Annotated in this window: 17 protein-coding genes; 6 read left to right on the forward strand and 11 right to left on the reverse strand. The window is 52.4% G+C overall.

Going from position 1 to position 15,068, the window contains the following annotated elements; all coding sequences use genetic code 11:
• Positions 1-98 precede the first annotated feature (98 nt).
• The 5 genes from AC2TAD_RS14960 to AC2TAD_RS14980 all read left to right on the forward strand — a co-directional run bounded on the left by AC2TAD_RS14960 (position 99) and on the right by AC2TAD_RS14980 (position 4,642).
• On the forward strand, positions 99-1,187 hold the full coding sequence (locus tag AC2TAD_RS14960) for an isocitrate/isopropylmalate dehydrogenase family protein (RefSeq protein ID WP_480868627.1): 1,089 nt from the start codon (positions 99-101) through the stop codon (positions 1,185-1,187).
• The gene (locus AC2TAD_RS14965) at positions 1,184-2,215 is read left to right on the forward strand and encodes a Gfo/Idh/MocA family protein (RefSeq protein ID WP_480868630.1); all 1,032 of its coding nucleotides are present in this window, start codon (positions 1,184-1,186) and stop codon (positions 2,213-2,215) included. Before AC2TAD_RS14960 ends, AC2TAD_RS14965 begins: the two co-directional genes overlap by 4 nt.
• Positions 2,212-2,889, forward strand: a complete 678-nt coding sequence (locus tag AC2TAD_RS14970; RefSeq protein ID WP_170756439.1) for a GntR family transcriptional regulator — start codon at positions 2,212-2,214, stop codon at positions 2,887-2,889. Before AC2TAD_RS14965 ends, AC2TAD_RS14970 begins: the two co-directional genes overlap by 4 nt.
• Positions 2,890-3,102: 213 nt before the next feature.
• Positions 3,103-4,203: an Acg family FMN-binding oxidoreductase gene (locus AC2TAD_RS14975; protein ID WP_480868632.1), complete on the forward strand. Its 1,101-nt coding sequence runs from the start codon at positions 3,103-3,105 to the stop codon at positions 4,201-4,203.
• Positions 4,193-4,642, forward strand: a complete 450-nt coding sequence (locus AC2TAD_RS14980; protein WP_480868633.1) for a MarR family winged helix-turn-helix transcriptional regulator — start codon at positions 4,193-4,195, stop codon at positions 4,640-4,642. The genes AC2TAD_RS14975 and AC2TAD_RS14980 overlap by 11 nt, the downstream gene beginning before the upstream one ends.
• Positions 4,643-4,679: 37 nt before the next feature.
• On the opposite strand, the gene AC2TAD_RS14985 is transcribed toward AC2TAD_RS14980, so the two are convergent.
• From AC2TAD_RS14985 to AC2TAD_RS15025, 9 genes are all read right to left on the reverse strand, one after another.
• Positions 4,680-5,390, reverse strand: a complete 711-nt coding sequence (locus AC2TAD_RS14985; RefSeq protein WP_480868635.1) for a hypothetical protein — start codon at positions 5,388-5,390, stop codon at positions 4,680-4,682.
• Between the two features lie 103 nt (positions 5,391-5,493).
• On the reverse strand, positions 5,494-6,666 hold the full coding sequence (locus tag AC2TAD_RS14990; protein ID WP_480868637.1) for an adenylate/guanylate cyclase domain-containing protein: 1,173 nt from the start codon (positions 6,664-6,666) through the stop codon (positions 5,494-5,496).
• A 127-nt stretch (positions 6,667-6,793) separates the two neighbouring features.
• Positions 6,794-7,294, reverse strand: a complete 501-nt coding sequence (locus tag AC2TAD_RS14995; protein WP_480868638.1) for a CIA30 family protein — start codon at positions 7,292-7,294, stop codon at positions 6,794-6,796.
• A 65-nt stretch (positions 7,295-7,359) separates the two neighbouring features.
• The gene (locus tag AC2TAD_RS15000; RefSeq protein ID WP_480868639.1) at positions 7,360-7,800 is read right to left on the reverse strand and encodes a TspO/MBR family protein; all 441 of its coding nucleotides are present in this window, start codon (positions 7,798-7,800) and stop codon (positions 7,360-7,362) included.
• 25 nt (positions 7,801-7,825) lie between these two features.
• On the reverse strand, positions 7,826-8,329 hold the full coding sequence (locus AC2TAD_RS15005; protein ID WP_480868640.1) for an aggregation factor core: 504 nt from the start codon (positions 8,327-8,329) through the stop codon (positions 7,826-7,828).
• 136 nt (positions 8,330-8,465) lie between these two features.
• Complete coding sequence (locus tag AC2TAD_RS15010; protein ID WP_170353717.1) at positions 8,466-8,849, reverse strand: nuclear transport factor 2 family protein; 384 nt, start codon at positions 8,847-8,849, stop codon at positions 8,466-8,468.
• 144 nt (positions 8,850-8,993) lie between these two features.
• Positions 8,994-9,374: a VOC family protein gene (locus AC2TAD_RS15015; RefSeq protein ID WP_480868641.1), complete on the reverse strand. Its 381-nt coding sequence runs from the start codon at positions 9,372-9,374 to the stop codon at positions 8,994-8,996.
• Entirely contained in the window at positions 9,375-10,388 is a 1,014-nt protein-coding gene (locus AC2TAD_RS15020) for a zinc-binding alcohol dehydrogenase family protein (RefSeq protein ID WP_480868643.1), read from the reverse strand. It abuts the gene before it with no gap.
• Between the two features lie 26 nt (positions 10,389-10,414).
• The gene (locus tag AC2TAD_RS15025; RefSeq protein ID WP_170756444.1) at positions 10,415-10,705 is read right to left on the reverse strand and encodes a putative quinol monooxygenase; all 291 of its coding nucleotides are present in this window, start codon (positions 10,703-10,705) and stop codon (positions 10,415-10,417) included.
• Positions 10,706-10,809: 104 nt separating this feature from the next.
• On the opposite strand from AC2TAD_RS15025, the gene AC2TAD_RS15030 reads away from it, so the two are divergent.
• Positions 10,810-11,697: a LysR family transcriptional regulator gene (locus AC2TAD_RS15030; protein WP_170756445.1), complete on the forward strand. Its 888-nt coding sequence runs from the start codon at positions 10,810-10,812 to the stop codon at positions 11,695-11,697.
• 32 nt (positions 11,698-11,729) lie between these two features.
• On the opposite strand, the gene AC2TAD_RS15035 is transcribed toward AC2TAD_RS15030, so the two are convergent.
• A complete protein-coding gene (locus AC2TAD_RS15035; protein WP_480868645.1) occupies positions 11,730-12,635 on the reverse strand; it encodes a haloalkane dehalogenase in 906 nt (301 codons plus the stop codon).
• 229 nt (positions 12,636-12,864) lie between these two features.
• Entirely contained in the window at positions 12,865-14,754 is a 1,890-nt protein-coding gene (locus AC2TAD_RS15040; protein WP_480868646.1) for an SLC13 family permease, read from the reverse strand.
• Positions 14,755-15,068 lie beyond the last annotated feature (314 nt).

Genomic DNA, 15,068 nt, shown 5'->3' on the forward strand with positions numbered 1-15,068 from the left:
CATTTATTTGCGTATACATTAAAGAATGCGTTGTCAACGGACTGTAGTGGAAGCTGCTATCGCGCTATGAATACGAAACGAGAAGGAAGCGGGCTAAGATGAAGAAAAGTTATGATGTGGCAGTGTTCCACGGGGACGGGATCGGCCCTGAAATTATGGCTCCTACGCTTGAAATTCTGCGCCAGCTCTCAGGCGAAAACCCCAGCTACGAGTTGACGTTTTCGGACGCGCCGGCAGGTGCAGGCCACTACGCCAAAACTGGAGAATCGTTTCCGGCTGGATCACTCGAAACTGCACGCAACGCTGACGCGATTCTGCTGTCTGCAATGGGCTTGCCAGATGTTCGATACCCTGACGGAACAGAGATTTCACCGCAAATCGATCTGCGAAAGCAACTGGGACTTTTCGCTGGTGTACGGCCAGTAAAGGTAAGCAGTGGACAAATGACCCCCTTGGCGCTGCCTCCCGGAAAAGAGATCGACTTTGTCTTGATACGCGAAAGCACAGAAGGACTGTTCTTCACCCAAGGCGCTGGCGAAGTTACCGAAGACGAAGCACGTGAAACTCTGTTGATCACTCGTGAGGTGTCCGAAAAGCTGTTCCGTTTCGCGTTTGAACTCGCCCAGAACCGCAAAAGAACCGGGCGCGGTCAGGGTCGAGTTACGTGTGTCGACAAAGCCAATGTATTCCGCGCCTTTGCATTCTTCAGATCGATGTTTGATGCAGAAGCCGCCCACCATCCCGATTTGCAGGCAGACCATGCTTATGTTGATGCCACTGCACTGTGGATGGTCCAAAAACCTTGGGAGTTCGATGTCATGGTGACCGAGAACATGTTCGGAGACATCCTCTCCGACCTTGGTGCAGGTCTCATGGGCGGTCTTGGACTGGCTCCGTCAGCGGATATCGGATTGAATCACGCTGTATTCCAACCCTGCCATGGTTCCGCTCCAGACATTGCAGGACAGGGTATTGCCAACCCCTTTGCGATGATCCTGTCCGCAGCAATGATGCTTGAATGGTTGGGGTTGACCCATGATCACCCAGGCCTGTCCAACGACGGCGAACGGTTGCGTGAAGCCGTGGAAAAGGTGACTGCGAAGGGACAGAACCTGACGCGTGACCTAGGTGGCACCGCCGGAACGCAGGACGCAGCCTCATCGGTATTGGAAGCATTGCGGGCATGAATACTCAACAAGCCATCAGGGTCGCGTGTGTGGGTGCGGGGTATTTCAGTAGGTTCCACTACGAAAGTTGGTCCCGAATGCCCGGAGCGGTTCTGATTGCATCCTGCAACCGTGATATCAACAAGGCGAAGGAAACAGGACTGGCCGCTTACGATGATCTGTCAAAAATGCTGGAGGCGGAAAAACCAGATCTCGTGGACATCATTCTTCCACCTGTGGCGCAGGCCGACGCCATTCGAACTGCGCTGCATTCGGGCATAAAATGGCTGATCTGCCAAAAGCCTTTCTGCATGTCTCTGGATGAAGCGGAGAAGATCGTTTCAGAGGCTGAAGCGGTAGGTGCAACTATTGTCGTGCATGAGAATTTTCGCTTTCAGCCTTGGTATCGTGCAATCAAGGTGGCGATGACCGAGGGTCGAATTGGAACACCTCTACAAGCGACTTTCCGGCTTCGGCCCGGCGACGGACAGGGACCGCGAGCCTACCTGGACCGGCAGCCGTACTTTCAGAAAATGCCACGTTTCCTAGTTCATGAGACAGCGGTTCACTGGGTAGACACATTCCGATTTTTGTTCGATGCGCCCAGCGCAGTTTATGCGGACTTGCGCCAAGTTAACCCCGCTATCGCGGGCGAGGACGCAGGTTACATCCTGTTTGACCACCCCAACGGTTTGAAAACTCTGTTCGATGGCAACAGATGCCTTGACCACAGCGCCAAAAACCCGCGTCAGACCATGGGCGAAGCTCTCATCGAAGGAACGGAAGGATCACTAGTTCTTTACGGCGACGGTTCCGTTGACCTCCGCGCGTTTGGAAAACAGGAGAGACAGCAGATTCTACCTCCAAGCGATCATGATGGATTTGGAGGAGACTGCGTTCACGCCTTGCAAAGTCACGTTATTTCGGGCCTTCTACTGGGCACGCCTTTGGAAAACACGGCCCGAGACTATTTGGATGTGATCCGCATTGAAGAGAATATCTATCTCTCAGCTGCGGAAGGACGAAAAATCAACCTGGAGACACCGTGAAGGATCAGGACGCAAAAACTCTTTCCAATACACAACGCGCTGTTAGGGATTTGCGGCGGATGATCCTGTCTGGCGAACTTGCGGCCGGAACTGACCATCTGGAGTCGGAACTCGCCGAGACCCTTGGCATGTCCCGCACCCCGATACGGGAAGCTGCGCTGATGTTGGAAAGTAAGGGGTTGCTGGAAATGCGACCCCGAAAGGGCGTTCGGATACTACCTGTTTCATCAGATGATATGCGTGAGATTTACGACATACTGACGGAACTTGAGAGTCTCGCGGCACAGCGCGCTGCCGAAGCGGGTTATTCAGAAGATGAACTGGCGGTACTCGCTGGATCAATTGCGAAGATGGACCAAGCCATCGAAGCCGAAGACCTTGAAGCGTGGGCAGAGGCAGACGAGTTGTTTCATCAAGAGCTCGTTCGGTTGGGCGGCAACAAACGAGTCGAAGCGATTGTTGCCATGATGAGCGACCAAGTCCGCCGCGCGCGTGCAACGACGTTGTTCATCAGGCCCCTGCCCGTTAAATCCAACGAAGATCACCGGGTTGTTTTTCAAGCGATTAGTGAAGGTCGTCCAGATGCCGCCCGTGAACGTCATCGAGAACACAGGCTGCAAGCACAGGCTATGCTTTGCGGGATACTCGAAAAGCATCGGCTTAACAGCCTCTAATCTTCTCGCATCCGGTCGTTAATCAACTAAAATAGCTGCTTTTTTAGGCACAAAAAGCTCTCCGAACACCTGTCTAACACGGCAGTCTATCGTTGAGGCCGGCTGTTCTGATTTACTTTTTTCAGGTCACTCAACCAACCACTGCATCAATGGAGCTGAAATAGTACGATTTCGGATTATATTAGTTCGATATCGTACTACTGGAGACTCAAGATGCCAAATCGAAGACGTTTTCTCAAGATTCTAGGCGGAGGCACAATACTGGCGGCAACGGGCGCGGTTGCGTTTCTCGCTACACGCACGCCGCATGACGCGCTGGCTCCGTGGACGCCACAACCATATGACGACCCCCGCAAAGCCGCTTTGTCCTACGCGATTCTCGCCCCTAACCCGCACAACTTGCAACCTTGGCTCGTCGAGTTAGTTGGGCAAAACAAGGTTCGCATCCACCGCGATACAGATCGCGAGCTTCCGGAAACTGATCCTTACCACCGCCAGCTCTATATTGGCCTCGGCGCATTTGTTGAGACGATGGTCCTGGCGGCAGGTGCTCTCGGGTTTGATACCGAGGTCAAGTTGCTGCCAGATGGGGATGACGGGCCTATTGCAGAAGCAGTGTTTGTACCTGGAGGGGCACCCGATCCACTTTCAAATCAAATCCTCAACCGACATTCAAACAAAGAACCGTATACTGAACAGCGGCTGTCCGAGACGGAAGTGTCGGTCCTTGAAAACTACGCCACCCTGATTACCGATGAAGATTTGGTGACCCGTATTCGAGACCTTACGAAACGCGCTTTCGAAATCGAAATGCGAACACCGCAGACCTTGAAAGAATCCGTCGACCTCATGCGGATCGGGAAAGCAGAAATCAACGCCAACCCGGACGGGATTGAGTTACGCGATCCCATGCTGGAAACGCTGCGACTTACTGGCCTATTGGACAATGAGACCCTTATGAATGTTGACCACCCAGGCACTCAGTCTCACATGCGAGGCTACTTCGCTATGCTAGACGCGACGCCGCAATACGCAGTCCTCACGACAACTACAAACACGCGAAGCGATCAACTCGAAGCCGGACGTCAATTGATGCGTTTCTACCTGAAGACAACCGAAATGGGTCTGGGCGTGCATCCGGTCAGTCAGGCCCTTCAGGAATATCCCGAGATGGCCGATGAATACGATCTTGCGCATGAGCTTCTTGCGTCACCGGGCCACACGGTGCAAATGTTGCTGCGTTTGGGGTATGGACCCGAGCCAATTGCCACACCCCGCTGGCCTCTGGAGACACGAATTCTGAATGAAGCCTGAAGATGAGACCAACGAAGTCTACCGGTTCTTCACCGAGGTCGGGATCATCAACCAGCTGATCTCGACCAAGCTTGAAGCGTTCTTACCTGGCAGAATGACCGCTACCCAATTTGGCATATTGGGCCACCTGGTCCGGCGCCCCGAGGGGGAAACGCCACTACAGCTGTCGAACGCTTTTCAAGTGCCCAAGACGTCGATGACGCACATGCTCGCGAGCCTCGAAAACCATGCCCTGATTACCCTTGAAACCAACCCCAATGACAAGCGTTCGAAAATAGCCCGGTCCACGCCGCAAGGTGCGGAGTTTTTGAAAGCTTCTATGGAACGGATGTCTGAAGCCCTGGCTCCAGTTTTGTCCGAACTCGGGCCCGAACCGTTCCATAGGTCTTTGCCCAATTTGACGCTCATACGTGAAACGCTAGACAGCGAGCGCGACTAGCCGTAACCTGCATCGCCCCAAGCAAGCAGCCAAATTCTCAAAAGATCATACAATCCGCGCCCGGAGGCAGAGGCGGCGATCCTTCAGGTAAGGTGGGTGTGTAGTCAAATGTCACAATCTTCGCGCCACCGTCGAACGCCACGAACAGTTGGTTAGATCCCGGCCTAATGGCGATGCCTTCCGGGTCAGTTCCGAATTCCAACAGGCTTTGCTGGGCGAGCAGTTGGCCATCTGCCGTGAACTCATACAGGCTGTTTGACCCTTCCCAGTCATCAACGATCAACATGTGACCGGTTCGTGGGTCAATTGCGATGCCCTGTGCCTCGCTTAAGGGGGGAGAGAGCTTCATGGTATCCAACCTTGCCGTAAGGACGCCTTCTGAAGTGAACCAAGACAATCGTTCCGGATCATCTTCTACGGTCACGATCTGCCCCTTTGCATTGATCGCGATCCCTTCGGTATCCGCAAATCCACCTTCAAGTTCAAAGGGTGCTCCTAAAGTGACTCCTTCCTTCGTGAGACGTTGGAGGCTGCCAAGACCGTCGCCTACCAACAAGTGATCTCCTTCGATAGCAATTGCCTTGATACGGAAGAGATCGCTGGATATGCGGCGCAACTCATCACCTTGCAATGTAACGAGAATGGCCTCGGGCCCCTCGTTGGCAATCCACAAGCCACAAAACGTTGGATCGTAGTCAAGGCTTGCGGGTTGGTTGAGCTCATAGCGCCCAGTTTCGCGAAGCTCCAATGCCGTGGCCGGAGAAGCCCCAGCGCAGATCAGTAAGGCTATGGTTCTTGCAAACACTCAGAATGCTCCCGGAAAGGTATGTTGTTTAAAAAAATATACCTGATTATTGCGCCCCTTCAGTGAGAAAGAACAGCTCAATGGGCTGAGCAAGGCCACGTATTTCGTGATCCCCACAGCTAACGAACATGTTCGGTGCAGCACTTGCAACGGCTAACGTCGCCAACACTCTCTGACCAATTGATTTTGTTAAGTTTTCAATTCGGCTTGCGACGTTCACCGCACCGCCCAAAACCGTAAAATCAAGCCTGCCGGGGCTACCGATGTTACCGTAGCTGACCTGCCCAACGTTGATCCCAATTCCAATGTCCAAGGGCGGTTTTTGGAACTCGTCTCGTCTAGTGTTGAGAGCGTTCAAACCACTCAGCACACTCTGCGCTGCAAGAGCCGCCATTCTGCAACGGTCGGCATGGTTTTTTTGAGCTTCAATAGTGAAGATCGACAGGATGCCATCACCCATGAACTTGAGGACGTCTCCACCGTTGTCTTCTACGGCTTTGACCACCAGATCAAAATAGTCGCTGAGCGTGTCGAAGACTTCTTCTTCCGTTGAGGTTTCGGAAAGTGCCGTAAAGCCTCGCAGATCAGAGAACATAACCACGGCATCCAGAGTTGTTCGCTCACCCCGCTTGATGTTGCCGCTCCAGACTGCCTCAGAAGGTCCATCTCCTAAATAAGTTCGAAGTAGACCTTTAGACGATTTTCGCATCGTCACAGGTTCCAAGGCGCAAGAAAGGGCCGGTAAGACCGCTTCAATCAGCCTTAGATGTTCCGTCGAGAATCCATCCGGCGCCTGTGTAATGAACGTGCAACCATGCAGCGATCCATCACCATAATAAAGCAAAGTAGCGTAGTAGTCGGTGCCGCCTTGCTCTGCAAACTCCAAATAGGATGAATGCTCTGTTTCTGAGTCCAGCTGCTGAAGACTTTTGTGAAGCGGCTTTCTATTCGCCAGAATATACTCAAATGAGCTCCCAACATAACCATCCGTCAACGTCGTCTCATGGGTGACATCGTAGCTGTCGGTGCCGTTGGGCGTCCAAACCACGCCCCAAGCAATAAGCAATGGATTGGCAAAGCGTTGGCCAATGTTTACTCGCCACAGCGGAACTCCGGCTTCGACCAAGGAGGAACAAAAGTGTGACACCACTTTTACAGGATCGCCGGAGCGACGACCTTCTGTAATCATCCATTCGGTTAGTCGGGTGACTTCTTCCATGTACCCAAGTTAGTCGCTTGCATAAGATGAGCAAAGACTATTGGAATTGCATTGTCGCTTACACTTATTGAGCCGCCTGATCTGAATTGGTTCAACAGAAGATTACAGCCCCTCGCTTGGGCGACCTTCAGTAGAAACCAATCTCGCTGACATCTACGTTGGCCTCATGATCGTGCCCGAAGGCTACAACCCCAACTGAGGTTATTGCTTCCGCATCGGGAATAGCGCGCAACATGGCACTCGAAGCCTTGAAGCCTGACAGAGGCAAATAGACTTCGGTCCAGTCTTCAGAAGTTGCGAACGCGGCCTGGTAGTATTGCCACGGAAGCACCGTGCCACGTGTTCTGAGGTGAACGAAGTATTGCTCGCCGTTTCCCCGTACCAATAGCCTGACGCCTGATACAGCCTCATCCAGTCGCTCAGACAACTTGCGTCGGAACTGGATGAAGCCCCCATTGTTTTCTGTACTCACGGTACCGGTCAGCCGCGCGAATTCAACACCACCTTCCGAACGAAACTGCACCTGTCCTGAGGAAACTCCTCCCATGACGGTGTCGGCAACGTAGTCCCAACGCGTCTCCGGAGACTTAGAAAAGTCTTCAGTCAGTTTTTCATCAGCATGAGCCATTGTGCATCCGATGATAACAAGACCTGAAACAAGCCCGATGAAGTTTGCACGCATATTGTTCCTTGTCAGTTCAGTATCGCAATGGAGAGGTTCAGCGCCGCGGCAAATGCGACCCATGCAAAGTACGGCAGGAAAGACAGTGCGGAGACCCGATCTGAATTCCTAACCTGAGTGATGAACATGACGATGGCAGCCAACAACGCGACAATGACCAAAAGGGCAAACCACGGCAGTTGCAGTACGAAAAAGGTTGGGGACCATAAAAAGTTCAGACCCATCTGCGCCCACCACAGCTTCATGGCGGTCGAGCTTCGGTCCGCTTCGAACTGACGCCAACCTACCATGGCGATTAAGACATATAGCACCGTCCAAACCGGCCCGAAAATCCAATTAGGTGGATTGAAAGCCGGTTTAAAAAGCTGCGCATACCATTCGCCAGGTGCCGTCAGTGTTCCGATCAGGATGCCGCCTCCCATCACGAGCGTAAGGAATGCTATGCGGATCAACCAATTCCACATTTTGCGATAGCTTTCAGCAGTCCCTGGTCGTCACGTTGACGAGTGCTTCGGAAGAGAAGGTCGCCGTACTGGTCTCATCCGCATCGGTATATGACACCGTGGCGCCTTCGATCTCCGACCCCGTTACGGTGATTTCGCGTTGCCCGATAGTATCATCGACATCGATGGTAAAAGCGAGTGTGTCCCCGGCTGCGAAGGAGGCGATTTCAAGTTCTATTGTATCTTGCCCGTCCACGACCGCTGGAATTTGCCGCAGAGCATCCGCACCCTCAACGAATTCGAGAGGTTGAAAGACCTCGACGCCCGCACCCTTTTCAGTAACGTCGAAAATCAGACGTCCCGCAGATTTCGACAAGTCAATTTTGAGGGTCGAGGCTTCTACTTTGCAAGCTCCGACATTTGTCAGAACAAAGCGGTCCTTGGGTGCGCCTTCAATAAAGTGAATTTGTACACCAGCTTGAAGCGAAGTAGCTGCAAATAATCCAAGGGTCGCCGCGAGAATACTCTTCGGGAGCATTTTTATCTCCTTTCTAAAAGGTTCTTGATAGATACGCTTCGGCGGGCTTCTTGGATCAGACTTATACCCTTTGACTATCGTGGTTTAGCCGACAGGACCTTTCGAAGTTCCATGCACCACTGTCAGAACGGTTAAGTCAAAACATGCCATTGTCATTCTCGCTGTTTGCCGGAACCTCCTGAAGAACGTCCCAGTGTTCGACAACCTTACCTTCAGCATCCAGGCGAAAAATATCGATACCTGCGTACTCGAGACCATCGGGCCAGATTTGGTGGCAATGCAGAACAACGTGGTCGTCTTCAGCAAACGCACGTTTGATATCCACACGCTTTCCCGGATATTCGGCGGCCATGCGTTCGAAATATTCGACAAAGGCTTGCTTGCCGTCGCCAACATGCGGGTTGTGCTGCGTATAGGTATCACCAACAAAGATATCTATGGCTTCCGCAGGCCGACACTCATTGAACATCATTTCGTAGAAAGCAATGACATTCTTCTTGTTGGTTTCGAGGTCCAGCATGCTGATCTCCAATTCTACGCTTGTACCGCCCAAAAATGTTGGTCCGAGTAATTCTTAGAAGCAACCCGGTAATGATCTCGATCACTAATCGGCAAGAATTTACGAGCTTAGTTTTGCGTTCCGACTATTTCGAGTGTTTATCCCTTACTCGATTTCTTCAAAGTCTATGTGAATGTGATTTCCATCAGGATCGGCCACATGGATTTGCACCATTCCAGCCCCCGAGACATCAGTTTTGCGATACTGGATTTGACACGAGATCAGTTTTTCTTCGAATGCTCTTAACCCTGTGGCTGAGAGCGCAAAATGCTCGAGCTTGAGCTTTACTTCGGAGCCGACATTAGGCGTTCCTTCGTGACCCACAAGATGAACCACTGCGTGATCACCCGCATACAACCAAGCTCCGGGAAACTGAAACTCAGGGCGGGCCCCGAGTTTCAAACCCAAGACGTCTTCATACCAAGCAACCATGTCAGGCAACCTAGTCGTCACGATGTTCACATGATCCAGCCGTTCAATTCTCATCTAAAAACCCTCAAGCACGAGCTTTCCTTTGGCCTTTCCGCTTTCAAGGATAGCATGCGCTTTCATTAAGTTTGCAGCATTGATTGTACCAAGTGTATCGGTCGCTGTGGATATGATCTTTCCATCATCTATCAACCCGGCGACCTGATTCAGGATTTCGCTTTGACGATTCATATCTCTAGTCCCGAAAAGCGACCGAGCGTACATGAACTCCCAATGCAATGAGATCGATTTGTGTTTGAACGGCGCGATGTCGAAGGTCTCAGGATCATCGATCAACCCAAAGCGACCTTGGGGTGTCATCACCTGTCCAACTTGGGGCGCATAAAGCTGAGAATGGTTTGTCGAATAGATGAAATCCACGCTGTCGATACCAAGAGCCTCGAGTTGTGAGCCAAAAGGTTCTGAGTGGTTGATGACATGGTGTGCGCCAAGCTCTCGAACCCAGTCTTGTGTCTCGGGTCGAGACGCAGTGGCAATCACCGTCAAGTCAGTGAGAGCCCGCGCCAATTGAATGGTGATTGATCCGACACCACCTGCGCCACCAATAACCAGCAATGTATTGGTCCCGCCGGAAACGGCATCCCGGACTCGCAAGCGGTCGAACAGCATCTCAAAAGCAGTGAGTGTCGTAAGCGGCATCGCCGCAGCCGCTTTTGCCGGTATGGATTTTGGCGCGGCTCCGACAATACGTTCATCCACCAGATGAAACTCGGCATTGGTCCCCGGTCGGTTGATCGCCCCGGCGTACCAAACCGTATCGCCCGGACTGAAAGTCTCCACCGCTTCTCCAACGGCTTCGACGACGCCTACTGCGTCCCACCCCAGAATATCAGGCGCTGGACCCGCAGGAGCACGTTTTTGCCGAATTTTCGTATCAACCGGGTTCACTGACACGGCCTGCACCTTCACCAACAAGTCGTGCCCCTTTGGCGTCGGTTTGTCGGCCTCGAAATCGATTAAGGCGTCCGCCCGATCAATCGACCCCGTCTCACGGTATCCCACGGCTTTCATAACGTGCTCCTTTGTTCGGTTCTGTATCAACCGATGATTGTCATCTCATTCAACGTGAATTCTGCCACGGCGCCCTCTGTTGCTTCCAGGTAAGCCGCAAGGTGCTGAGCACCCATGTGGGTTTGCCAAAGTTCTCGGCTTTCCCAATTTTCGTAGAACACGAAATGAGCCGGGTTGTCGTTGTCCTGGTGCAGGTCGTAGTTAATACAACCCTCTTCGGCACGGGTTGTGTCGATGAGCTTGATCAGCTCACCCTTTACGAGGTCGATCTTGTCGGGGTTGGCTTTGATGTTGGCGAGGATTGTCAGCTTGGCCATTGGAATAGGTCCCTTGTGTTCTTCAGCGATGCGCAAGATTTACGCCGCAGTACTTTCGGGATAAACAGGGCATAATCGAACATATAATACGGAAATTCCGTTTAATGCTTTTAGACAATCTTCGCTTGTTTCTGACCATAGCCGAGAAAGGCAGTCTTGTGGCCGCGGCGCGCGAAACAGGGATGTCGAGCACAACAGTATCCGAGCGGCTCGCGGCTCTGGAGGCACATTACGGTGTGGTTTTGTTCAACCGTACCACCCGTTCCATTAGCCTGACCGAAGAAGGCCGGACACTCGCTGACGGAGCAAGAAGCGTACTTAGTGAGGTTGCGGACCTGGATACGCTTGTTCGGCACGGCGCCGAAACTCTGTCTGGTCCAATTCGTATAAGCGCGCCGATTGACTTGGGACGGAGCATTGTTTCCGAGGTTGTCGCCGAATTCACCGAGGAGAACCCTGCCGTCTCAATCGAACTATCCCTCTCGGACGGCTATGTTGACCTTGTCGGCCAGGGTTTCGACCTTGCCGTTCGCTTCGGCAACATAACAGACAGCTCGCTCAGGTTGCGAAATCTAGGAAGCTACCAACGTTTCGTATGTGCATCCCCAAGTTACCTGGCCTTATTCGGAACGCCTGAAAAACCAGAAGATCTATTAGGCCACAACTGCTTGGCTATGAGGTTTGGCGACATGATCGACAACGTTTGGGAGTTTGGATCAGGACCAAATGCCCAGCGCGTATCGGTAAAGGGAAATCGAATAGTCAATGATGGTTCCCTCATCCGCGATTGGGCGATTGCAGGCCATGGGGTCGTCTTGAAGTCGGAGTTGGATGTAGGCGACGATGTTCGATCTGGCAGACTTGTTTCTCTCTTGCGCGACTTCCTCCCACCGCCGAAACCTTTGCAAATGATGTTTCCGCCGAGCCGAGCCCAACCACGTCGAATAACGGCCTTGACCGAGCATTTGCGTCGCAAATTTGGTGTGAGTTGAGGCCACAGGGTAAGACACTGAATTGATAGCCGCTATGTTTGCTCAATGAATTTCAAAGTCGCCTGTGCCAGCGTTCTGCCAGCATCTTCTTGAATGAAATGCCCCGCTTTAGGCACAACGGCATGATTTTGGCCAGCTGCCCCAGGGATCGACTTTTGGATCAGTTTGTCTACCCCCGCCATGACCCTATCGTCTTCTCCAAAAACATTCAGAAACGGAGTGTTTAAGGTCTTGAGGGTTTCCCATGCGGCTCGGTTGGCATCGGAAGCTGGATTTTCGGGTTTGTCGGGCACCAACATTGGAAACTCTCGAGCGCCTGCCAGATAGCGCGCATCCGGGAATGGTGCGTTATAGGCTGCAACCTCTTCATCTGAAATCTTCGATGTTGTGCCGCCGAATACGATACGGCCCGAATTGAGTTCAGACACAGATTGTGAGTATTCCCGCCATGAAAGAAATGCATCCCCCAAGGGGACGTCACCGGTGGGCAGAGCCGTGTTCGCCACTACCACACGAGCAAAACGCTTGGGCATACTCGCAACCAGCCGCAAGCCAATGAGTCCGCCCCAATCCTGGCAAACCAATGTGATGCCCGTCAGGTCAACTTTCCGCAACCATTCGGACATCCAGTCTACATGGCGTTGGTAAGTGTAATCGGATCGCTCAGTGGGCTTGTCCGACCGTCCAAACCCAATCAAATCAGGAGCCAGAACTCGATGACCCGCATCTTTGAATAACGGAATAATGTGCCGATACACGAAGCACCAGGTTGGCTCTCCATGCATCAATAATACTGGCGGTGCCTGCGCCGGTCCCTCGTCCAAATAGTGCAGTCGGAGAAGACCGCCCTCGGTATCATCCACATCAAGATAGTTCGGGCCAAAGTCGAAATCTGGCAATCCGTCAAACCGATGCTCAGGTGTGCGAAGGAATCTCATCGTGAACTCTCCACAAATGCCGACGGTCTTGGTCCAACAACAGTGATCGATAAAATTAAAACGGTCCAGTTCCAGCGTATACCGACTTCAGGTTTGGTTGAGTTGGACGCGTTACTTCGGTCCCTCGCGGAGGAGGCCATTTTCGCAGACGTCTTGAACCTGCGCCAAAAAAATTGGTCTCAAAAACCTTATATTGCGAGTTGGTCTGAACGGATCGCCGAGAGGCGGCTCAGAAGAAAATCGTAAGCCCGGTCATTGAGACAACCAAGAAAAGGAGAGTCATAATTCCGCCCGAGCGAACAAAATCGACCACCCGATAGCCTGCTGGACCCATGATCAACGCGTTCACCTGGTGGGTTGGGATCAAAAATGAGTTGGACGTTGAAATTGCCACTGTGAGAGCAAATACAGCCGGGTTACCACCCGCCGATATGGCGATAGAAACCGCCAGCGGCACCAGCAGAACAGTTGCACCCACGTTCGACATGACCAGCGTGAACGCCGTTGCCAAAACGGCGATCCCTGCTTGCAAAGACCAGATCGGCCACCCCTTCAGGAGGGCCAACACATGCGCGGCAATCCAATCCGCAGTGCCGGTGTTTTGAACTGCTTGGCCCAACGGGATCAGCGAAGCCAGTAGAAAGACTGTGCTCCAACTTATCGACTCGTAGGCTTCGTCAATCGAGAGCACCCGGCTCAACACCATCCCAATAGCGCCGATCAACAGGCATAATGACAAGCGCAGATCGGAAAACAGAATTAAGCTCAACGCTATTAGGAAGAAAGCAAGCGCCCAGCCGACCTTGTGTGGCCGTAACTCTTCTTGGGGAAAGTCTGAAGTTACGACAACAAAATCCCTGTCCGACTTCAGTCGTGTCAGACGGTCCCACTGCACGTGAACCACACACGTATCACCGGCCTGCAAAGCGACTTGCCCGATATGTGTGGCTGAATGATCCTCGGTTTCAACGTGGCTCAGTGTTTCTTCTCCGCGCTGAATGGCCAAAAGAGACAAACCATGTGTCTGACGGAGGCGCAAATCAATCGGAGTCTGGCCGATCACTGAAGAACCAGGCGGAACAACAACCTCGGCCACCCCGGATTGGGTCGCGGCGAAATCATCCGCAAAGACATCTAGTTGGGGTAGGATCTCTAATCCGTAAGGCTCAGCAAACTGATGCTCAACCACCCGACGCAGGCCAAGCACTGCGAGCCGCGCAGGGGCTTCGATCTTGGTATCCGCCATTGGCGCGATGACCTTGTGGCCGCGATAGGATGTGCCAAGAATGTACATGTTATGGGCGACCATTAGATCCGCGAGCGTTTGCCCGATGATTATTGAGCCTTCAGGAACACGTATCTCGAACATATCGGCCCTAAGCCCATAGGTATTTTCGACGTATGTTTGCATGGACCGAGCTGAGCTTGCGTCTTCTCCGCGCTCTCGCTGCGCTGGGAGGACCCAACGACCAAAGAGCACAAAGTAAAGCACCCCTGTCAGCACCAGCATCACACCGATAGGCGTGACTGAAAACAACCTAAATGTCTTCATTTGTTGGTCAGCCGGAAGGGATGAGTTTGCTGAAACAATCAGGTCATTCAACAGGATGAGGGGCGACGACCCGACCAATGTAATCGTACCACCCAGAATCGCGCAAAACCCCATGGGCATTAGCAACCTACTCATAGGGATTTCCGTACGTGCTGAGATACGGCTAACAACGGGTAGAAAGAGCGCAGCAGCTCCAACGTTCTGCATGAAAGAGCTGATGACACCAACAGTTGTTGATATGATTGGGATGATCCGGGCCTCTGTCGTGCCACCATTCTTGAGGATCAAGGCCGCAACCTTTGACATAAGTCCGGTCTTATCAAGCCCAGCCCCAATTACCATAACTGCGATGATTGACATCACAGCGTTCGAGGAAAAACCTTCAAAGAGCCTGGAGACATCGGCAAGATTACCTAGCCCCGGTAGATAGCTCAGTGCGCCAAGCAACACCATTACAAGAATTGCTGCGACATCAATCCGTATAATCTCGGTAACAAAAAGCAAGACGGTAAAAGACAATAGACTCAGTACGGCTATCATTTCGTACGTCAGTGTTGGTAATTCCATATCGTACTCCCAACCTAACGTTACCTAACCAGCAGCAAATACGAAGGACCAACTCTGCGCCGCAGATAAGGCCAAAATCCATCAGGCCGTCTCATGCGGCTTGTTTTCTCGGATGACGGCCTTGGACTTGCCCATTTGATGCAGAAGGTATCCACACTTTCATTACAAACCTTTGAGTTTGCGACTATAGCCCTTGAAAACCTCGATTGCATCGCAATCCAGCCGTCGGCGCGTATAGTACGAACATGACTTGAGGTATTTTGGCTAACGCTCATACAGTCGCTAATGCCCTGACCTCTGCCGAGCAGATTTCC

The organism is Ruegeria sp. HKCCD7628 (genome assembly GCF_057221005.1).